Below are 20,960 nucleotides of genomic sequence, written 5' to 3'. Positions count from 1 at the left end.
CCATGTATGTCGCAGTCAAAGGCGGCGAAGCCGCGATCGACAACGCGCACCGGCTGCTCGCCGACCGGCGCCGCGGCGACCGTTCGGTTCCTGCCCTCACCCTCGACCAGATCACGGAACAACTCGCGCTTGGCGTCGATCGGGTGATGAGCGAAGGCTCGCTCTACGACCGGCGGCTGGCGGCGCTCGCCATCAAGCAGGCGCGCGGCGATCTGATCGAAGCGATCTTCCTCGTGCGTGCCTACCGTACAACCCTGCCGCGCTTCGGCTACAGCGAACCCGTCGACACCGGCGCGATGCTGATCGAGCGGCGCATCTCGGCCTGCTTCAAGGACCTGCCGGGCGGCCAGCTTCTTGGACCGACCTTCGACTACACGCATCGCCTGCTGGATGCCGACCTCGACGGCGATGCGGAAATCGCAGCCGGCGAACAGCGTGAAGCCACCGCCGAGGCCACCACGCGGATCGCCGACATTCTTGGCGGCGAAGGCCTGATCGAGGAGGACGCTGATCTGTCGGGGCAATCCTCACCCGGCGACATCAACCATACGCCGGTCGAGTTCCCCATGGCGCGGGCGATGCGGCTGCAGAGCCTGTCGCGCGGCGACGAGGGCTTTCTGCTTGCGCTCGGCTATTCCACGCAGCGCGGCTACGCCCGCTCCCACCCCTTCGCCGGCGAGATCCGCGTTGGCGAGGTCGAGGTGGAATTCTTCGTCCCCGAACTCGGTTTTGCCGTGCCGCTCGGCCGCGTCCAGGTGACCGAATGCCAGATGGTCAACCAGTTCAAGGGGTCGGCCAAGGCGCCGCCGCAATTCACGCGCGGCTACGGGCTGGCTTTCGGCCAATCGGAACGCAAGGCGATGGCGATGTCGTTGTGCGACCGCGCGCTGCGGGCCGAGGAACTGGGCGAGGACATCGTCGCGCCGCCGCAGGACCAGGAATTCGTTCTGTCGCATTGCGACAATGTGCAGGCGACCGGCTTCGTCGAGCATCTGAAACTGCCTCACTACGTCGATTTCCAGGCGGAACTCGGCCTCGTGCGCACCATGCGCGCGGAATACGCCGAACGTGCGAGCACACGCCCGGCCGCAATGCAGGAGGCCGCGGAATGAACGCGCTGAGCCGCAACACCACCTACAACTTCGCCTATCTGGACGAGCAGACCAAGCGCATGATCCGGCGCGCCATCCTCAAGGCGATCGCCATTCCGGGCTACCAGGTGCCCTTCGCCAGCCGCGAGATGCCGATGCCCTATGGCTGGGGCACCGGCGGCGTGCAGGTGACGGCCGCAATCCTCGGACCGGACGACGTGCTCAAGGTGATCGACCAGGGCGCCGACGACACCACCAACGCGGTGTCGATCCGCAAGTTCTTCGAGCGCGTTGCCGGCGTCGAGACGACCACGCATACAGCGGAAGCCACGATCATCCAGACACGGCACCGCATTCCCGAAGCGCCGCTCACCGAGGGACAGGAGGCCGGGCCTGATTCCTGTATCGATGCGGGCGAAGCGCTCGCGATAGCCGCGCTGTCGCGGACTGAAGTTCACGCTGTTGTGCATTCATTGCCGGCTTTTGAGTGCTATTTTTGCAGAGTGTGAGTTTCGGGAGGTGCAACCATGGGTGAAGGCTGGTTTTCGAAACCTGTTTCCGTTGCAGTGGGGGTTGCCGGCAACGTGCGGATAGTCGAGAGCGCACGCGAGGCGATCAAGATGCTATCCGAAAACTGGCGCAGCCAGGGAAGCGAGAAACACAAGGCCGCGACGCGCGCGTGCCAGGCGGCCGTGCGCGGCGATACGGCTCCCGACGTCGCGCGCCAGGCATTTGTCGATGCCGCCGAAGAAGCACGGGTCCTCGCCGGCTGACAGAGCTTTATCCCGATGGCGATGGCAGCGAACGGCAAGACAAACCTGCTGTTGGCCGCGGGCCGTGATCGGTTCCGACCAAGAACTGGCCGGGCCGGCTCCGCATTGCTGACATCAATTGGTCACGAAATAACCCGCTGAGCGGCAGTCTCAGGACTCATTGTCGCGTTGAGTTGGCGCACCGGCGGGGACCAATTGGAAAGGGATACCCATGCGAAAAGCTTTCATGCTGGCGGCAAGCATCACCTTTATCGGTGCCTTGGCGGCGAATGCACAGGATGCGTCGACGCCAAAGCCGCCTTCGCAGCCTCCGGCGAGCGCGCCAAGCGCAGTTCCCAAGATCCAGCGCGTCAATGTGGTCGATGTCAGCGAACTGCCTCCAGACACCCAGAAGCAGGTCGATCAACTGGTCGCACAAGGCACGGAGGAGAAGCTCCAGCAGATGCGCAGCAGCAACGATGCCGTTCCCGAAGCCAAATCGGCTCTTGAAGCCAAGGGCACGACATCTGCACAGGTGGTGGCTACCGCCTTGGCCAAAGACGGCACATTGACGCTGATCACGAAGAAAAAGAGCTGATCGGATCACCCCGGCCTCGGCCGGGGTTTTCGCTTCAGGCGACCTGCCAAAGCATGCGTTCCTTGACATGCCGCAAAGAAGGTTTCTCCCGACCGGATAAATGTCCCGGCCGGAGAGAGTTCACATGTTCACAGAAACCGTCCGAAACCGAATTATCCTGGCGATCGTGTCCGTAGCCGCGCTTTTCGCGCTGGCGGCGGCTGTCGGCATCAGCACCGGGCTTTTCCAAAGCCTGCTCTTTTGCGCGATGGCAATGTCGGCGGCGATCTTGACGACATTGTTCGTGGTCGCGGCAAACTAGCTCCGCCAGCCAAAAGGCGTTACTTCGGGCCGCCTTTTCCCTTGCCGAAAATATGCGTCATGCCCAGCAAGAGAGCGATCACCAGACTTGCGCCGGCCAGCGTGGCGAAGAGTACGGATGCGAGTTCGTAGCCCGGCATGGTTCGAGCCTGAACGCGTAGGGCATCCGTGTCAATCCTGGCGACGGTCGTGGAGATCGGCTTAACCCCTGCCCCATATGAGCAGCCGATTTCGTACGCCGTCAGCGTGCGCTTCAATCGACTGGTGACAAAAGCGCGCTATTTTGCCTAGATGGCCGCGGGAATTTCTCATGCTGATCAGGCACCTTTTCTTCTTTGTGACCCTGGCCCAGGAAAAGCACTTCGGGCGAGCGGCCCGTGCCTGCAATGTCTCGCAACCCACATTGTCGTCCGCGATACAGAAGCTCGAGAAAGAACTCGGCACCCAACTGCTGGAGCGCGGCCAGTCATATGGCGGGCTCACCGCCGACGGCCAGAAGGTTCTCGCCTGGGGGAAGCAAATACTGGAAAATCACGACAGGCTCAGGAATGCGCTCCGCGAATCTCCGGCCGTGACACCCCCGGACGGCGTGCATCCAAAAACCGACAGCGGCTTGCTGGGGCATTCGAGGCAGTCCGCGATCCAAATCTATGCTGCCGGCAGCTTGAGCAACGCGCTCTCCGCCGTTACCTCGTCGTTCTCGGACATGACCGGAATTCCGATCAACGTGCAGCACGGTCCCATCGGGCCCCTGAGGGAGCGCATCGAAGCCGGTGACCGACCGGATCTGTTCCTGTCCGCGGACTTCGCCAATTCGTCGCGGCTTGCCGAGCTTGGTCTGGCACGCGCGCCGATCGTTTTCGCACGAAACACCATGTGCGCCCTGGTGCGGCGCGACGCGCAGATAACGCAATCCAACCTGGTGGATCGGATGCTCAATCCGGAAATCCATATCGGGGCGGTCACGCCGGCAAAAGGACTGTCCGGTGACTACACATGGGATATTTTCCGCAGGGTGGAACGGGTCAGGCCCGGCGCCTTCGCAGTGCTCGATTTGAAGACGCACAAGTTCAAGGGCAATCCCCTGACGCGAGCCACGCAAATAAGGCGCGACGCCATTGCCCAGTCGATAGACGACGGCACCATAGACATCTGTTTCGGCTATTTGACCGGGATGAGATTGCGGGCGGACCACATGGAGCGCGCCGAGCTGATCGAAATTCCCACGCCGCTCAACGTAGTGCCCGAATACACGATCGCACCGCTTGTCGGATGCCGCCCCGCCGCCCTTTCCTTTGCCCTGTTCTTGATGTCGGCTTCGAGCCAGGCATTGTTCGAAAAGTTCGGATTCACGCCGGTCGCGGTGCCTGCAGCCGCCAGGCAGATATAGGCGTTCTCGCTTCCACTCGAATTGCTGAAACGCCCCGCCCTTAAAATGCGTCGCGGGAAGACGGAATCAGACGACGCGCTTCAAGTTCCTGTTCTCAAGCATATCGCCCGAAACGAATTCCGTTTCGGGCGATATGCTCCAGCTTGATGGGTTTCGGGAAGACGCGCTTCCCGGAACCGGTCTATTCTGCGGCTTCGACCTGCTGCGTGAGCGGTGCGACCCGCGCTGCGCAATATTTGAACTCCGGGATCTTTCCATATGGATCGAGCATCGGGTTCGTGAGCTTGTTGGCCGGGCTTTCATTGAAGCAGAACGGCATGAACACCATGCCGTCGGCAACGTCCCGATCGGAGCGCAGGATCGCATCGACCGTGCCGCGCCTGGTCTCGACCGTGATGATGTCGCCTATGTTGAGGCCGCGCCGTTCGATTTCATAGGGGTTCATGGCCGCGATGCCGTAGGGTTCGATGGCGTTGAGAACGCCGGCCCGCCGGGTCATGGCACCGGTATGCCAGTGCTCCAGAATGCGGCCGGTGGTCAGCACCAGCGGATATTCCGCGTCCGGCACTTCGTCCGGCGGAAGCAGGTCCGCCGGTACGATGCGGCCACGGCCGTCGGAGGTCGGGAAGCCCGAGGTGAAGACGATCTCGTTGCCGGGCACATCCGGGCCGTCGGCCGGGTAGATGACCGATTCCTCGCGCTCGATGCGTTCCCACGAGATGTTCTTCAGCGACGGCATCGTCCTTGCCATCTCGGCATAGACGTCCGAAACATCGCCGTAGTTCCAGTCGAGGCCCATGCGGCGGGCAAGTTCGACGATGAGGTCGAGGTCCTGGCGCGCCTCGCCGGGCAGGTCGAGCGCCGGACGGCCAAGCTGAACCTGCCGGTTCGTGTTGGTGTAGGTGCCGAGCTTCTCCGCATGGGCCGAAGCCGGCAGCACCACGTCGGCATGCCAGGCCGTTTCGGTCAGGAAGATATCCTGCACCACCAGATGGTCGAGCTTGGCCAGCGCGGCGCGGGCATGGATCTGGTCGGGGTCCGACATAGCCGGGTTTTCGCCCATGATGTACATGCCCTTGATCACGCCGTCATGGATGGCGTCGATGATCTCGACCACGGTCAGGCCGCGCTTCGGGTCGAGCGTCTGTCCCCAGAAGTTCTCGTAGTTGCTGCGGATATCGATGTTTTCCACCGACTTGTAGTCGGGATAGTACATCGGGATCAGGCCGGCGTCGGAAGCCCCCTGGACGTTGTTCTGGCCGCGCAGCGGGTGCAGGCCCGTGCCGGGACGGCCGACATGACCGGTGATGAGCGCCAGCGCGATCAGGCAGCGGGAGTTGTCGGTGCCGTGCGTATGCTGGGAAACGCCCATGCCCCAGAAGATCATCGACCGCTCGGACTTCGCATAGGTGCGCGCGACGTCGCGCAACACGGAAGCTTCGATGCCGCAGACCTCCGCCATCGCCTCCGGCGAGAAGTCCTTGACCTTGGCCTTCAGCGCTTCGAAGCCGGTGACGTTGGCCTGGATATATTGCTCGTCGTAGAGCTTTTCCTCGATGATGACGTGCAACAGCGCGTTCAGCATCGCCACGTCGCTACCCGGCCGGAAGCGCAGCGAATGGGTGGCGTGGCGCATCATGTCCTGGCCGCGCGGATCCATGATGATCAGCTTGGTGCCGCGCTTGACCGCCTGCTTGAAATAGGTGGCGGCGACAGGATGATTGGTGGTCGGGCGCGCGCCGATGACAATGACGCACTCGGCCTTCAGTGCATCCATGAACGGCGCGGACACCGCGCCCGAGCCGACGCCCTCCATCAGGGCCGCCACCGACGAGGCGTGGCACAGCCGTGTGCAGTGGTCGACATTGTTGGTGCCGAACGCCTGCCGGATGAACTTCTGAAACAGATAGGCTTCCTCGTTGGAGCCCTTGGCGGAGCCGAAACCTGCAAGCGCCTTGCCGCCCTGCTCGCCGAGGATCTTCTTCAAGCCGCCTGCGGCGCGCTCGAGCGCTTCCTCCCAGGTGGCCTCGCGGAACACCGTCAGCGGATCGACGTTGCGCATGTCGGCATCGCCCGATTTCGGCGCATCGTCGCGGCGGATCAGGGGCTTGGTCAGGCGCTCCGGCGACATGGCGTAATCGAAGCCGAAGCGGCCCTTGACGCAAAGGCGGTTCTCGTTGGCCGGACCATTGCGGCCATCGATCTGGACGATCCTGTTGTCCTTGACCGCAACCCTGGTCTGGCAGCCGACGCCGCAGAACGGGCACAGCGTGTCCACCACCTTGTCGAATTCCTGGACGACGCGGGTCTTGCCGGCCTTGTCCATCAGCGTCTTCTCATAGAGCGCGCCGGTCGGGCAGGCCTGCACGCATTCTCCGCAGGTCACGCAGGTCGACAGGCCCATCGGGTCGTGCATGTCGAAAACCGGGATGGTGTGGCCGCCGCGCTCGGCCATGCCGATGACGTCGTTGACCTGGACCTCGCGGCAGGCGCGCACGCACGCGCCGCAGGCGATGCATGCGTCGAGATTGACCGCGATAGCCGGATTGGTGATGTCGAAGCCCGCCGGCTCGGCGGAATCGAACTTCGAGGCGAACCGGTCGCTGCCCGAAATTCCCATCGACGAGGCCCATTGCCAGAACGCCGACTGGTTGTCGGGACCCTTCTCGGCCGGGCGCATGTTGCTGGCCAGCAGCTCGAACACCATCTCGCGCGATTTTTCGGCGCGCTCGGTGTTGGTCTTCACCACCATGCCCTGGGTCGGCTTGCGAATGCAGGAGGCGGCAAGCACGCGCTCGCCCTCGATATCGACCATGCAGGCGCGGCAATTGCCGTCCGCGCGGTAGCCGGGCAGATCGACATGGCACAGATGCGGGATGTCGGTGCCTTCGCGCTTGGCCACGTCCCAGATGGTCTCGCCGTCGGCCGCAACGACAGTCTTGCCGTCGAGGGTGAATTCTACCTTACCCGTCATCTCAGATGTCCTCACGGAAATGCGTCAGCAAGTGGTTGACCGGATTGGGCGCGGCCTGTCCCAGGCCGCAGATGGAAGCGTCGCGCATGACCGATTCGAGGTCGCGCAACCCTGCTTCGTTGAGGGCTCCGTCCTTCTTCAAGAGCGAAACCATCTTGCCGGTTCCCTCCCGGCACGGCGTGCACTGGCCGCAGCTCTCATGCTTGAAGAATTTCAACAGGTTGACGGTAACGTCCTTGATGTTGTCCCTGTCCGAAAACACCACCACGGCGTGCGAACCGACGAAAGCGCCCTGCTTGGCCAGCTCGCCGCCGAAGTCGAGCGGGATATCGCCCAGGGACGCGGGCAGGATGCCGCCTGAGGCCCCGCCCGGCAGATAAGCCTTGAACGTGTGGCCCTCCAGCATGCCGCCGCAATACTCGTCGATCAGCTCGCGCACGGTGACACCGGCAGGCGCCAGCTTCACGCCCGGATTCCTGACCCGGCCCGATACCGACCAGGAGCGCACGCCCGGATGGCCCGGCTTGCCCTGTGCCGCGAACCATTCGGGGCCCTTTTCGACAATGTCGCGAATCCACCAGAGCGTCTCGACATTGTGGTTCAGCGTCGGGCGACCGAAAAGGCCGACCTCGGCGATGTAGGGCGGGCGGTGGCGCGGCATGCCGCGCTTGCCCTCGATGCTTTCCAGCATCGCGCTTTCCTCGCCGCAGATATAGGCGCCCGCGCCGCGCCTCAGCTCGATGAAGCCCGGTGCGGCGATACCAGCCGCTTCGAGCGCCGCGATCTCGGTGCGCAGGATTTGCAGCACAGCCGGATATTCGTCGCGCATGTAGAAATAGATGCGCTCGGCTTCGACCGCGTGTGCCGCGATCAGGGCGCCTTCCAGCGTGCGGTGCGGGTCGCGCTCGAGGTAGACACGGTCCTTGAAGGTGCCGGGCTCGCCCTCGTCGCCGTTGATCGACATCAGCCGCGGACCGGCATAGGAGCGGACGAATTCCCACTTCTTGCCGGCCGGGAAGCCGGCGCCGCCAAGGCCGCGCAGGCCCGCGTTCTGCATGGCGGCAATGATCGATTCTATCGTGAGGCCGCCATTACGCACCTTCTGAAGCAGCGCGTACCCGCCTGCCGCCCGGTATGCGTCAAGATCGATGTAACCGGGCACCACGACCTCGGTGTCGCCCGCCTGCGCCATGCCCAACAGGCCCTCGACCGTGGCATTATCGACCTCGCGGTCGCCGATGCGCGCAGCCGGCGCGCCCGCGCAACGCCCCATGCAGGGTGCCCGCACGACGCGGACCGCGTTCGGATCGACCCCGGCGGCAAGCCCCGCAACCAGTTCCTCCGCGCCCGCCAGCATGCAGCTGACGGAATCGCAGACCCGTATCGTCAGCGGCGCCGGCGGAACTTCGCCCTCTTTGATCACGTCGAAATGATCGTAGAACGACGCGACCTCGTATACTTCGGCTTGCGAAAGTCGCATTTCCTCGGCCAGCGCGCGCAAATGCCGTGCCGACAGATGCCCGTAGGCGTCCTGAATCAAGTGCAGGAACTCGATCAAAAGATCGCGCCGTCGCTGGCGCGATCCCAAAAGCGCTCGAACATCTGCAAGCGCGGTGTCATCAAGGCCACGACCCTTCGGACCACGATCGCGGCGGCGGCGATCTTGAACTGTCATGCTTTCTCCCCTTGACGACATTTCCCGGACAGCGACCCGGCCAAGCCAGAACCTTGTTGACTATAAGGCAAAAGATATTCCCCTGGATACATAATTCTCAGCGACTTTTCAAATTTTGCGTAAATATGCAGCCATAAAGCGGACCGATCTTCTCGACTTTGCATCATCGCGCTGAACCGGCGGCCGAGTCCACCCGCCTTTCGATCAAGAAGATGGTCCGCTCGCCGTCGCGCGCCGTGCTCTCGATGCGATCTCCCGTTTCACCGATGAGATTGGGAATATCAATGCTGGCCAGCGGATCCGTGCAATGGACTTCCAGCCGGTCGCCCGGCTTGATGGCACCAAGGGCCTTGCGCGTTTTCAAGGCCGGCAACGGACATTTCAGACCGGATAGATCAAGCTTTGTCGTCGTCATGTCCGGAAAGCTTCCTTCCTTGATTGCAGGGACCGAACCGCGACCGGCACCGGGTCAGCAGAGCACGCCATTCAGACGAGGCTGTAATATGGCAGAAACGGCACCGTGTCGCCCGGCGCGACGCGCGTCGTCTCTTCGCCAAGTTCGACCAATCCGTCCGTTTGCACGAGCGAGGACAGCAAACCGGCGCCCTCGCGGGGAAATTTTACCGCTTCGAGGCAGCCGTCGGCGACCCTGCGCAGGCTGACCCGCACATATTCACGCCGGCCGGCCTTTTTCTTGTACGAGAAGGCGGCGCGCAACGGCACGGCGACCACCGCCTGCGGCAAGGTGCCCGACAGGGCGAATATGGCGGGGCGCGCGACATGCGCGAAGGTGACGAAACTTGCCACGGGATTTCCGGGCAGGCCGAGAAACGGCGTCCCGCCGATCACGCCCATTGCGACGGGGCGGCCGGGCTTGATGGCGATGCGCCAGAAGACCAGCGAGCCGACGCGTTCCACGGCAGTCTTGACGTGATCGGCATCGCCCGTCGAGACACCGCCGGAGGTCAGGATCAGATCGTGAGTCGCGGCGGCATTCTCAAGCAACGAGGCCGTCGGGCCGAGATCGTCGGGAAGAATGCCGAAATCCGAAATCTCACACCCAAGGCGCACCAGCAGCGACATCAGCATGAAGCGATTGGAATCGAAGAGCTGCGCAGGTCCACGTTCTGCACCAGGCGAGACGATTTCGTTGCCGGTCGAAAACAGCGCCACACGGATACGGCGGCGCACCTGCACCTGCGTAATGCCAAGCGCCGCCACAAGAGCCACGTCCTGCGGCCGCATACGATGACCGGCGGCGAGCACGACCTGCCCGGCGGCGACGTCCTCGCCGGCCGGACGGGTATTGGCGCCGCGCTTCAGACCGGGCGGCAGGACGACATGGTCGTCGCCGTCAGGGCGCACGTCCTCCTGCATGAAAACCGTGTCCGCGCCCTGCGGCATGGAGGCGCCGGTGAAAATGCGCACGGCCTGATTCGAGCCGACTCCCGCGGTCACGGCATCGCCGGCCTGCAAGCGCCCCACCACCACAAAGGTTTCGTGCGAAAGAGACGGCAGGTCGGCCCCGCGTATCGCATAGCCGTCCACCGCCGAATTGGTGAAGGGCGGCAGCGGGAGCGGGGCCACGATGTCGCCCGCCAGCGTGCGCCCGTCAGCCGAAACGAGCGGAACCGTTTCGATGCCGTCGACCGCGCCCAGACGAGCGGCCAGCACCGCGGCGGCTTCGTCCACCGGCATCAAAGGCCCGGCAAAGGCAAAACAGTCATCCGAAAGCTGCGCCATCGTCCGGCCTATATCCTCGACCCGTGCTCGAACCATTTGCGGTTTGGCGACCTACCATCAATCGGGGCTGACGCGCGAGCCATTTCATGCAAACGTTTGCCCTGATTGCGGCTGCCGGGTTGCAGGCCGCCGAAACGGAAACATCATGCAAGACATAAAAGACATGCCCACCGTGATGCCTGATCCGTCGGACACGCGCCTGACGGAACGCGTCATGGGGATCGACCAGACAGGCATGCCGGTCGAAACCGTCGTCCCCGTCGAGCGGGCGCTGACGCTCTATCTCAATGCCCAGGAGATCGTCACGATGATGACGATCAACGACTATCCGGACTATCTGGCTCTCGGCTACCTACTCAACCAGAACATGCTGAAGCCCGACGATGTCGTGACCGGCATCGAATATGACGACGACCTGCAGGTCGTGGTCGTGCGCACCGAGCGCAACACCAACTACGAGCAGAAGCTGAAGAAGCGGACGCTGACTTCGGGCTGCGCGCAGGGCACCGCCTTTGGCGACCTCATGGAGGCGGTGGAGGGCATAGAGCTTCCTGCCGCAGAATTGCGGACCTCATGGCTGTACCAGATGACCCGCACCATCAACACCACGCCGTCGCTCTATCTGGAGGCCGGTGCGATCCACGGTTGCGTGCTGTGCAAGGAAGGCGAGCCGATCTGCTACATGGAGGATGTCGGGCGACACAACGCGGTCGACAAGCTCGCCGGGTGGATGTATCGCCACGGCATCGATCCTGCCGACAAGATCCTGTATACGACGGGCCGGCTGACCTCCGAAATGACGATAAAAACGGTGCGCATGGGCATTCCCATCCTAGTTTCGCGCTCGGGATTTACCGCCTGGGGAGTCATGCTGGCGCGGCAGACCGGCCTGACACTGGTCGGGCGAGCGCGCGGCAAACGTTTCATGGCGCTTTCCGGCGAGCAACGGATCGTGTTCGACCAGGACGTTTCCGGGATCGAAGATGAGCCGTCACGGCATGCGCGCAAGGGTTCCGGACATGACGACTAGGCCGCGGACATTGGGCGTCATCCTGGCGGGCGGATTGGCGCGCCGCATGGGCGGCGGCGACAAGCCTATGCGCGAGATCGGCGGGCGCACGATACTGGATCACGTCATCGAGCGGCTTGATCCCCAATGCGACGGGCTGATCCTGAATGCGAACGGCGATCCAGCCCGCTTCGCCGCGTTCGGCCTTCCCGTCGTTGCCGATACGGTGGCGGACTTTCCGGGTCCGCTTGCCGGCGTGCTCGCCGCGCTGGATTGGGCGGCGGCAAACCGGCCCGGCATCCAATGGGTGGTCAGCGCTGCCGGCGACTGCCCCTTCCTGCCCCGTGATCTCGTCGGGCGCTTCCAGGACGCCCGTCAAAGCGAGGACGCTCAACTCGCCGTGGCGTCGTCGGGCGGCCGGTCCCACCCGGTAATCGGCCTGTGGAGCGTCGCGCTGCGCCATGATCTGCGCCACGCGCTGGTCGAAGAGGACCTGCGCAAGATCGACCGCTGGACTGCCCGCTACCGCCTTGCCACCGTGGCCTGGCCTGCGGAACCGGTCGATCCGTTCTTCAACGCCAATACGGCCGAAGACCTGTCCGAGGCAGAGCGGCTGGAAAAGCTGGCAGGCCGCTGATCACGCCGGGCGGAAACCGGCCTGTTCGAGTGCGGCGCGGCAGGCGGGCGACTTCAACGCTTCGAGGAACGCCTGTACCGCGGGCCGGGACCGGCGTTTCGAATTGAGCGCGAAATCGTAGTGCTCTTCCGTCAGCGCAATGAAGCCGAGCCGGGCGGCGCGCGCGACGGTCGAAATCGTGACGCCCCAATCCGCACGCTTTTGCGCCACAGCCGCGGCGACGGCGTTATGCGAGCGCGGCTGATTCCAATAGCCGTCCGGCCTCGCCTGCCCCAGCAACCTGTCGATCAGGATGCGGGTTCCCGCTCCCTGATTGCGGTTGACCATCATGCAGGCCGGGTCGGCCAGGGCCGCCGCGAGCGCGTCCTCTGCCGATTTGCCTTCGAAACGCGTGTCTCCGGCCCGGTAGACGATGCCCTGCATGCGCCGCCAGCCCGGCACCAGTTCCAGGCCCTCGCTCACAAACGGCGCATTATAGGTCCGGGTCTTATCGTCGAAGAGATGGATGGGCGCGAGGTCGCATTCGCCACGGCGGACCGCCGCGAGCCCACCAAGGCTGCCGACGGCGAGCGACCGGGCCGACAGGCCGTCCTTCGCCAGCGGCGCCAGCACCAGATCGAGCCCGGTGCAATGGCTGCCGATGATGACGAGATCGGGCACCCGTACATGCGGGGTAAAGAGCGTGACCTCCGCAGCGGTCCCGGCGGGAAGATGATCGGCCAATGCATCGATGCGCACGAAGCCGTCGGCCTGCGCAAACGAGGTCACGGCGCCTGATCCCTTGCCGGTGGGATAGGCGACAAGTCCGTTGTCTCCCTCCACCAGCGAGACCATGACGAATTCGGTGCGGCCGAGTTCGGACGCAATGCGCAGCGGAATTTCGGCCGTCACCTTGGTCTCGGCACGCGGGGGCAGGCCGGCCATGCGGCGCAACACCGGCACGATCATGTCGTGGAAGGTGAACATGGCCGAGGTCGGAAAGCCGGGCAGGATGACCACCGGCTTGCCGTCGCATACGGCAAGGCAAAGCGGCTTGCCGGGCTTCAGGGCCACGCCATGCGCAATGATGCCCGGCTTGCCGAGCCTGTCGATGATGCGATGGCTGAGATCGCCGGCCCCCTTCGATGTGCCGCCGGACAGGATCAGCATGTCGGAAGCGTCAAGAGCCTCCCGCATGGCGCGTTCAAGCAGCTTCTCGTCATCCGCGATCGCGCCCAGGAACACGGCTTCGCCGCCATTTTCGTTGACGGCCGCGCTGACGACCGCCCCGTTGGCATCGTAGACGGCGGCGGGACGCAGCGCCTCTCCGGGCTGGACGAGTTCATCGCCGGTCGACAGGACCGCGACACGCGGCCGGCGCACGACGCTGACGCGCGCGATGCCGCAGGTGGCCAGCATGCCGATTTCACGCGAACCGACCTGGGTGCCTGCGCGCAGGAGCACTTCACCGCGGGCAATGTCCGATCCGGCGTAGGACACAAACTGGCCCGGAGAGGCACTGCGCTGCACTTCGATTGCACCGTCGCCGGCGGGTTGGGTGTGCTCCACCATAACGACCGCGTCCGCTCCGCGCGGCAGCGGCGCCCCGGTGGCGATCGACGTTGCCGTGCCCGGCTCCACGGTCAATTCGGGAGCCACTCCGCAGGCGATCATCTCATCGTTCAGCCGCAGGCGCACCGGCGTCGCCGCGGAAGCCGACACTATATCGGCGGAGCTCACGGCAAAGCCGTCCACGCCAGAGCGATCGAAGGGCGGCGCGTCGAGCGGCGCCACGACGTCCTGCGCCAGTGCGAGGCCGAGCGCCTCGGGCAGCGGGCGCTCTTCCGCGATCTGCGCGCGCGGGAAAAGCGCGGCGTCGAAGCGCGCGATCGCTTCTTCACGCGACAGCACGGTCAGGAACTGCTCCTGGCCGGCATCCTGCCGCGCAGGCGGAACCGGAGATGCGGAAAACTCAGTCATTTCCCGGCCTCCTAGCTCATATGTCCCGCAATAGGAAGGCTTCGAGTTGGGTGCCGGCAGCATGACCTTCGCTGCCGCTCGCCAGGACAACGACAGCATCGGCGAGGCGCAGATGGTCCAGCGGCAGGTCGCCGACGGAGAGCGGGAGCCAGGAGGAGTTATCCCATCGGACCAGCGCGATTTCCGCGATGCCGACCATGGATGAAATCTTGCGCGCCAGCGGCAGGGCGACCCCCGATCCGGCAAGGCGGCCGGCCAGACGATCCAGTGCCGGCCGCACCAGCGCATGATAGACGGCGAAAGCGTGATCGGGCGCTCCCGGCAATGCGACTACGGGAATTGCGCCGAGCTTTCCGACAGCAGCGGTTTGCCCGGGCCGGAGCGCGATTCCGTGAGCGATCAAGGCTTCACGCATGCGCAAGGCATCAGCAGTCGCGTCGCCATGGCCCGACCCGGTGCCGCCGATGGTGACGATCATGTCGCATTCGCGGTCATCGAGAGCGCCGGCGATCGATGCGGCGTCTCGCGGGCAGTTCTCGAAACTTACATCCGCGCCCTCGCCCTCCAAAAGCTCGCCAATGAACTGCGATGTCAGCGAATTCTTGTCCCGCGCGGCCACGTCGAGCAGAAGCACGCGGGGGACGCGCACGGGAATCGTTTCATGCCCCAAGGCACGAAGGGCCAGAAGATCGGCCGCGTCCAGACGACGACCGGCAACGACCAGCGGCCGACCGGCGGCGATGTCCTCGCCCGCGCGGCGGATGCCTTCGCCGGGCGGGGCCTCCGCAAAAGCCTGCGCGAACGGGCCTGTGCAATCGACCATGTCGGCCCGGAGGACGCAGTCGCAGCCGTCGGGGAGTTCCTGGCCGGCCTCGACCCAAACAGGAGCATTCGGCAGCGGCACGGGCGAATAGGACGACGCGCCTGCAAGATCGAGCGAACGCAGGGCCCAGCCGTCCAGGACAGCCTTGTTGCGTTCAGGAAGCGGGGTGGCCAGGACGGCAGTCTCCGCCGCGACACGTCCCCGCGCCTGCGCAAGAGTCATCGATGACGGGGCAACCCCGGCGAGCCCCTCGACAAGTTCGGCGCGAATCGATTCGAGGCTTTTCAATATGCTTTTCAATGGCCGCGTTCCGCTCATGCGCAATGATGGGCCGGGAGCGAGCGGGAATGCAACCGCCATCGAGACGGGAGATGGTCGCCTCCCGCCTCGATGGTTCTGAGCGTGACGAACCCGTCAGGACGGGTCGCGCCTGGCGTCCGGGAAGAACAGTTGCTGGCCGTCGATCTTATAGCCGGCTATGGCCTTCTGCCCTTCGTCGGAGATCAGATAGTCGATGAATTGCTGGCCGAGATCCGCCTTGACGGCCGGGAATTTCTTCGGGTTCACAAGCATGACGCCGTACTGGTTGAACAGCCGCTTGTCGCCCTCGACCACGATTTCGAGATCGCCGCGGTTCTTGAACGACAGCCACGTCCCGCGATCGGAAAGAACGTAGGCGTTCATGGCGCCCGCCGTGTTCAGGGCTGCGCCCATGCCCTGCCCGATATCGCGATACCACTCGCCCTTTGCCTTGCCGATGTCGATATCGGCTTCCTTCCACAGCTTGAGTTCGGCGCTATGCGTGCCGGACCTGTCGCCGCGCGAGACGAACGGAGCCTTTTTGGCGAGGATGGCCTTGAAGGCGGCGGTGATGTCCTTGCCGCCTTTCACGCCGGCCGGATCGCTTTTCGGCCCGACCAGAACGAAATCATTGTACATCACGTCGTAGCGCTTCACGCCGAAACCCTCTTCGAGGAACTTCAGCTCCTGCGCCTTGGCGTGCACGAACACCACATCGGCGTCGCCGCGCCGCGCCGTGTCAAGAGCCTGTCCGGTGCCCTGGGCGATCACCTTCACGTCAATGCCCGTCTTGGTCTTGAACAAGGGCAAGAGGTAATCGAACAGGCCGGAATCCTGCGTCGAGGTGGTCGAGGCGACCACGATCGATTTGTCCTGCGCCGAGGCAGAAAAGCTGCCGGCGGCGAAGAAAGCGAATGCCGCGAAGGCGGAAAAGAGACGGCGGTTCAGCACTTGAAGCTCCTGTGCGCTAGATGACGAGATCGCCGCGAACGAATGCGGCGGCTTCGGAGGTTGACGGACGATCGAAGAAGTCGGCGGCGTCGGCGCGCTCGCGCAGGCGGCCGCGAACGAGAAAGAGCACGTTTTCGGCCAGCCGGCGCACCTGCCCCAGATCATGCGAGGCCATGACGATCTTGATGCCGGACTGCGAGGCCATGGTGATGATGTCCTCCACCGCCCGTGTGGCGGCGGGGTCGAGACTGGCTGTCGGCTCGTCCAGCAGCAGGAGTTCCGGCTGGCGGGCCAGCGCGCGGGCAAGCGCGACGCGTTGCTGTTCGCCGCCTGAAAGGCGCCGGGCTGGGCGGGCGGCGAGATCCAGAAGCCCTACCCTTGCAAGCGCCTCTTCCATGCGCGCGATGCGCTGGCTGCGCGGCAGGCCGGCCTTGGCAAGACCATAGATGACGTTATCGGCAACCGAGCGCCGCAGCATGACTGGCCGCTGGAACAGCATGGCAAGGCGTGCTGGGCGAAGAGCGTCGCGCCCGCCCCAGGTGATCCTGCCCTGAGTGGGAGCAGCCAGGCCCATGCACAACCGCAGCAACGTCGTTTTACCTGAACCGTTGGGGCCGACGACAAGCGTCGGCGCGCCCGGCGCGATCGACAGGCTGATATCGTCCAGGATCGCGGTCTGGCCGCTGCGCAGCGAAACGTTTTCGAACCGCAAGGGCAAATCGCTCGACACTTCGCGCATCAGCCCGCCCGCCGTTCCGACCAGACGCGCACGCCCCAGGCCGCCGCGTTGATCGCCAGGATAAGCGCCATGAGGAGCATGCCGAGCCCCATCGCGAGCGGCAGGTTGCCCTTCGATGTCTCGAGCGCGATCGCGGTCGTCATCGTGCGGGTGAAACCGTCGATATTGCCGCCCACGATCATGACCGTGCCGACCTCCGCCGCGGCACGGCCGAAGCCCGCCAGAAGCGCGGTGATCAGGCTGAAGCGGCTGTCCCAGATAAGTGTCGCCATGCGTCCCGCCGGCCCGACATTCATGGCCGTCAGTTCGTCCCGGTACTCCTGCCACAGATCCTCGATGGTCTGGCGCGACAGCGAGGCGATAATCGGTATCACCAGCAAGGCCTGGGCTATCACCATGGCGAGCGGCGTGAACAGGATGCCGAAGGCACCGAGAGGTCCCGACCGCGACAGGAGAAGGAACACCGTGAGACCGACAACCACCGGCGGCAGCCCCATGAAGCCGTTGAGAAGGACGATCAGAGCGGTGCGGCCGCGAAAGCGTGTGAGCGCCAGTGCAGCCCCCAATGGCAGGCCCACAACCATTGCTATCGCCACAGCGGAAAGGCTGACGGCAAGCGACAGCCGCACGATCGCGTAAAGCGTCGCGTCGCCGCCAACTATCATTTCCCAGGCGCTCAGGCTGTCGGACATTCGTAGCTCCCCGGGGAGCTTGTCTGCAATGATTGCATTCCTGTCAAATGATTGAACCGAATCCGAAATATGCATAAAGATGCAGCCATGGATTTGCTGACCACCTCCGAAGCCGCCGACTATCTGCGCCTTGGCGAGCGCAAGCTGTATGAACTGGTCGCCAACAACGCGATTCCTTGCAGCAAGGTCACCGGCAAATGGCTGTTTCCGCGCCATGAGCTCGATCGGTGGGTTCTTTCGGGATTGGCCCAGCCCGTGGGAATGGTGCCTTCAAACCCGCCGCTGATCGTGGGCGGCAGCCAGGACGACCTGCTGGAATGGTGCCTGCGCCGGTCCGGCTCCGGGCTGGCTTCGCTGAACGAGGGTACCGAAAACGGCGTTGCGCGGCTGCTCCGCGGCGAGATCGCCGCCGCCGCGATCCATTTTCATTCGGCACCGGGGGCAGAGGAGCCGGCAAATCTGGCCGCGATCCGGGCAATGCCGCTCCTTCACGACGCCGTGGTGGTGGCTTTTGCACGTCGCGAGCAAGGGCTGCTTCTCGCACCCGGTAATCCGAAAGGATTGCAAAGCTTCGCCGATATTCTGGACAAGGGCGTCAAGGTCGCGGTCAGGCAAAAAGGCGCCGGCGCGCAGATGTTGCTGGAAACCCTGCTGGAGCAGTCGGGGGCGAGCCCCTCGGATTTGAATCGTCTGAACCCGCCCTGCCTGACGGGCCCTGACCTGGCCGCCGCCATACGCGAAGGGAGGGCGGATTGCGGCCTGGCGACCCGCTCCGTCGCGCGCGTCGTCGGCCTCGATTTCGTTCCTCTGCTTTGGGAAGATTTCGATCTGCTGATGCGACAGCGTACTTATTTCCAGCCCTGCATGCAGTCACTTTTTCGTTTCGTCGCCACGGGCGAGCTGGAGCTGCGCGCAACGGAACTGACCGGCTATGACGTCACCGAGGCGGGAACGATCCGTCTGTCCATCTAGCATGCACGCGATCGTCGCGGCCGGAGATTGCGTGGTTTCGCGACCGGGTTTTCCTGAATTCATTCGAAAAAGAAGACCGACAACGCGATCGAGAATGGGGACCCGATGGCGCCGCCGGTCAACGGACCAAGTTGAGGAGACTTGGTCATCGGAAGGTTATTGCCGGCCGTGTCGTCGCGGAAACCGCCGGCGGGCTACCGTCCTGTTCCGGTTAGCCGGGAAATAACAAGGAGGGCGCGCCGGCCGGCACGCCCTCCCCTGGATCAAAGAACGAAGATGCGGTTGGCGAGCAGCACGATCCCGAGCCCGCCGAGCAGCGCCAGGTATGGCAGGATGCCGGCACGCCGTTCGCCCTGGTTTTCGGTGTCCGCCGAGGGGAACACCCCGCCGTCCTGGATATAGTGCCGATACCAGAAGACAGGGATGATGAGCAGAGCCGTGCCGAGCCCGGCCCAGAGCGCCGCGGGGTGCCAGATCTTCGCGCCGGCGCCCATGAACAGGGCGTTGACGTAGGAGAGGACCGTGCCCGCGCCGAGGATCAGCGTGGGAGCCCGATAAGGCCGCCTGCGCCGCGGCGAGTCGATGCGATGGATCCAGCCTGCATTGAGGTTCAGGAAGTTGAAGATCATGTAGCAGACGTTGGAGACCGCGAGCAGGAAGAAGAAACTGGTCGAGTCGGACACGGCCACCGCCAGGACGAAGAGATTGAAGACCAGATCGGTCCACATCGCGTTCGTCGGGGCACCGTGATGGTTGAGCTTGCCGAGATAGCGCGGCAGCCAGCCATCGACCGAGCCCTGGTAAAGGGTGCGCGACGACCCGGCCATCGAGGTCGTGATCGACAACAGGACCGCAAGCACCATCATCAGGATCAGGGCGTAGAGCACGACCGGGCCGCCGCCGACCATGAAAGCCAACGCGCGGGCGACGCCGGAACCGTCCGCGATCGTCGGGTCGGTCACGCCTTCCATTCCGAGAACGCCCTGGAACGTGAACGGCACGAGCATGAACAAGGCGAGGCACAGCAGGCCGGCGAACAGGATGGACTTGTACGTGTCGTTGGCCGGATCCTTGAATTCGCGCGTGTAGCAGATCGCCGTCTCGAACCCGTATGTCGACCAGCCGGCAATGAACATGCCGGAGAGCACCACGGTCCAGCTTGTAAGGCTCCAGTCGCCGCTGGTGGGCATCAGGGGAAGGAAATTGCTCGCATCCACCTTTCCCAAGAGAATGGGTACGATGCCGACGATCGCCAGCGGCACGATAACGGCCAGGCCCAGGTATTTCTGAACGTTCGCCGTGCCGTGGATGCCCCGGTGCTGGACGCAGAACACCAGAAGCATCAGCGCCGCGCCGATCCAGAACGCGATATTCAGGGAGAAGGAGACCGGCCCGATTTGGCCGCTGAACAGCGTCCAGTCGCGGATGGAAGGCGTCAGCGCGGCCATGGCCTTCGCCACCTGCTCATCCTGGGTGAGCCCGACAAGAGAAGAGCCGTTGGCGGCTATCCATGAGAGCACTTCGGTAGAATGGGCCGAAGGAACAGGAGCAAAGGTATTGAGGACATATGCCGCCGCAATGGACGAGCCCAGCGACAGGACGGAAGTCCATGCCACCCAGTTGCACCAGACCGAAAGCGGGGCAATGAACTTGCCGTAGCGAAGCCAGGCTGAGGCTCCGTAGATCGAAGCTCCGCCCGACTTGTTCGGAAAAAGACCTGCGATCTCCGCATAGGTAAAGGACTGGATGAAGCCCATCGTCATGGAGATGGCCCAGATGACCACCGCAAGCTTGCCGACGGTTCCAGCCAGGCCGCCTATCGAGAACAACACGAATGCGGGGGCGCCGCTCGCGATCCAGAATGCGCCCTTCCAGGTCAGCGCCCGCCGCATCTCCTCTTTGGGTACTTCGGCTTCGGCTTCGGTAATTGCAACCATTAACTTCCTCCCAATGTGATTTCCTGGCGAAAGAGACGTTTGGACGCGCCCTTTTCGCCGTGACCTGATGCGAGCGCTTCAAGCCAGACGGTTGTTCAGTTTCGGATGCGATCATGCTCGGCGAACGGTCAGTCCCGGCCAGGCCGGGCTCCCCCCTTCCATTCCGCCGAGCGGTTAATTGGCCTTTCGAGAATACGGATGGTTGTCTGTGGCACAGGCGAGCCGCTCGATGGCAGAGATCCATGGGAGCGGCTCGCCTGTGCCGATTTCTGCCCGGCGGCTAGAGGACGCCGTTCTTCTTCGCCGTCCAGGTGGCGACGTAGTCCATCAGCGGCGGGTTGAGGCAATCGTAAGGCTCGAGCCCGGTCTGCCTGAGCTGCGCGCGGATGCCGTCCATGCGGCTCGGATCGACGCCGGC

General features: G+C 64.1%; 18 protein-coding genes and 2 pseudogenes. 9 read left to right on the top strand and 11 right to left on the bottom strand.

Annotation, left to right across the window (positions count from 1 at the left end; all coding sequences use genetic code 11):
- The first annotated feature begins 2 nt into the window (after positions 1-2).
- From QU595_RS29985 to QU595_RS29960, 6 genes and pseudogenes are all read left to right on the top strand, one after another.
- Positions 3-1,112 (top strand): carbon-phosphorus lyase complex subunit PhnI, encoded by a 1,110-nt coding sequence (locus QU595_RS29985; protein ID WP_315928973.1) that lies wholly within the window; start codon positions 3-5, stop codon positions 1,110-1,112.
- Positions 1,109-1,474 (top strand): annotated as a pseudogene (locus QU595_RS29980) (alpha-D-ribose 1-methylphosphonate 5-phosphate C-P-lyase PhnJ); the annotation flags it as partial. The gene QU595_RS29985 and the pseudogene QU595_RS29980, both read left to right, overlap by 4 nt.
- A 144-nt stretch (positions 1,475-1,618) precedes the next feature.
- A complete protein-coding gene (locus tag QU595_RS29975; protein WP_315928971.1) occupies positions 1,619-1,864 on the top strand; it encodes a DUF982 domain-containing protein in 246 nt (81 codons plus the stop codon).
- A 211-nt stretch (positions 1,865-2,075) separates the two neighbouring features.
- Positions 2,076-2,441 (top strand): hypothetical protein, encoded by a 366-nt coding sequence (locus QU595_RS29970; protein ID WP_315928969.1) that lies wholly within the window; start codon positions 2,076-2,078, stop codon positions 2,439-2,441.
- Between the two features lie 124 nt (positions 2,442-2,565).
- Entirely contained in the window at positions 2,566-2,742 is a 177-nt protein-coding gene (locus QU595_RS29965) for a hypothetical protein (protein WP_315928967.1), read from the top strand.
- A gap of 309 nt (positions 2,743-3,051) precedes the next feature.
- Positions 3,052-4,131, top strand: a complete 1,080-nt coding sequence (locus QU595_RS29960; RefSeq protein WP_315928965.1) for a LysR family transcriptional regulator — start codon at positions 3,052-3,054, stop codon at positions 4,129-4,131.
- 181 nt (positions 4,132-4,312) lie between these two features.
- On the opposite strand, the gene fdhF is transcribed toward QU595_RS29960, so the two are convergent.
- The 4 genes from fdhF to glp all read right to left on the bottom strand — a co-directional run bounded on the left by fdhF (position 4,313) and on the right by glp (position 10,523).
- Entirely contained in the window at positions 4,313-7,105 is a 2,793-nt protein-coding gene (gene fdhF, locus QU595_RS29955; protein WP_315928963.1) for a formate dehydrogenase subunit alpha, read from the bottom strand.
- A gap of 1 nt (position 7,106) precedes the next feature.
- A complete protein-coding gene (locus QU595_RS29950; RefSeq protein ID WP_315928961.1) occupies positions 7,107-8,780 on the bottom strand; it encodes an NAD(P)H-dependent oxidoreductase subunit E in 1,674 nt (557 codons plus the stop codon).
- Positions 8,781-8,943: 163 nt separating this feature from the next.
- Positions 8,944-9,195 carry a sulfurtransferase TusA family protein gene (locus QU595_RS29945; protein ID WP_315928959.1) on the bottom strand — a complete coding sequence of 84 codons (252 nt, stop codon included), beginning with the start codon at positions 9,193-9,195 and terminating at the stop codon, positions 8,944-8,946.
- Between the two features lie 71 nt (positions 9,196-9,266).
- Positions 9,267-10,523 (bottom strand): gephyrin-like molybdotransferase Glp, encoded by a 1,257-nt coding sequence (glp, locus tag QU595_RS29940; protein ID WP_315928957.1) that lies wholly within the window; start codon positions 10,521-10,523, stop codon positions 9,267-9,269.
- A gap of 145 nt (positions 10,524-10,668) precedes the next feature.
- Between glp and QU595_RS29935 the strand changes: the two genes are divergently transcribed.
- Together QU595_RS29935 and mobA are read left to right on the top strand one after the other, a co-directional pair.
- A complete protein-coding gene (locus tag QU595_RS29935; protein WP_315928955.1) occupies positions 10,669-11,553 on the top strand; it encodes a formate dehydrogenase accessory sulfurtransferase FdhD in 885 nt (294 codons plus the stop codon).
- The gene (gene mobA / locus QU595_RS29930) at positions 11,543-12,169 is read left to right on the top strand and encodes a molybdenum cofactor guanylyltransferase MobA (RefSeq protein WP_315928953.1); all 627 of its coding nucleotides are present in this window, start codon (positions 11,543-11,545) and stop codon (positions 12,167-12,169) included. Before QU595_RS29935 ends, mobA begins: the two co-directional genes overlap by 11 nt.
- Here the strand turns inward: mobA and QU595_RS29925 are convergent, their stop codons facing one another.
- The 5 genes from QU595_RS29925 to QU595_RS29905 form a co-directional block, all read right to left on the bottom strand.
- Positions 12,170-14,128 (bottom strand): molybdopterin biosynthesis protein, encoded by a 1,959-nt coding sequence (locus QU595_RS29925; RefSeq protein WP_315928951.1) that lies wholly within the window; start codon positions 14,126-14,128, stop codon positions 12,170-12,172.
- 16 nt (positions 14,129-14,144) lie between these two features.
- Positions 14,145-15,251, bottom strand: a complete 1,107-nt coding sequence (locus tag QU595_RS29920) for a molybdopterin-binding protein (protein WP_315928949.1) — start codon at positions 15,249-15,251, stop codon at positions 14,145-14,147.
- A 114-nt stretch (positions 15,252-15,365) separates the two neighbouring features.
- The gene (locus QU595_RS29915) at positions 15,366-16,202 is read right to left on the bottom strand and encodes a substrate-binding domain-containing protein (protein WP_315928947.1); all 837 of its coding nucleotides are present in this window, start codon (positions 16,200-16,202) and stop codon (positions 15,366-15,368) included.
- 16 nt (positions 16,203-16,218) lie between these two features.
- On the bottom strand, positions 16,219-16,941 hold the full coding sequence (locus QU595_RS29910; protein ID WP_315928945.1) for a phosphate ABC transporter ATP-binding protein: 723 nt from the start codon (positions 16,939-16,941) through the stop codon (positions 16,219-16,221).
- Positions 16,941-17,633 carry an ABC transporter permease gene (locus tag QU595_RS29905; protein ID WP_315928943.1) on the bottom strand — a complete coding sequence of 231 codons (693 nt, stop codon included), beginning with the start codon at positions 17,631-17,633 and terminating at the stop codon, positions 16,941-16,943. Before QU595_RS29905 ends, QU595_RS29910 begins: the two co-directional genes overlap by 1 nt.
- 87 nt (positions 17,634-17,720) lie before the next feature.
- Between QU595_RS29905 and QU595_RS29900 the strand changes: the two genes are divergently transcribed.
- Positions 17,721-18,605 (top strand): helix-turn-helix transcriptional regulator, encoded by an 885-nt coding sequence (locus QU595_RS29900; protein WP_315928941.1) that lies wholly within the window; start codon positions 17,721-17,723, stop codon positions 18,603-18,605.
- A 263-nt stretch (positions 18,606-18,868) separates the two neighbouring features.
- On the opposite strand, the gene QU595_RS29895 is transcribed toward QU595_RS29900, so the two are convergent.
- Complete coding sequence (locus QU595_RS29895) at positions 18,869-20,542, bottom strand: APC family permease (protein WP_315928939.1); 1,674 nt, start codon at positions 20,540-20,542, stop codon at positions 18,869-18,871.
- Between the two features lie 280 nt (positions 20,543-20,822).
- Positions 20,823-20,960, bottom strand: a pseudogene (locus QU595_RS29890) (aldehyde-activating protein); the annotation flags it as partial.

The sequence above is a fragment of the Mesorhizobium sp. SP-1A genome (assembly GCF_032460275.1).
Lineage (GTDB): Bacteria > Pseudomonadota > Alphaproteobacteria > Rhizobiales > Rhizobiaceae > Mesorhizobium.
This window is presented reverse-complemented; position numbering and strand designations above follow the sequence as displayed.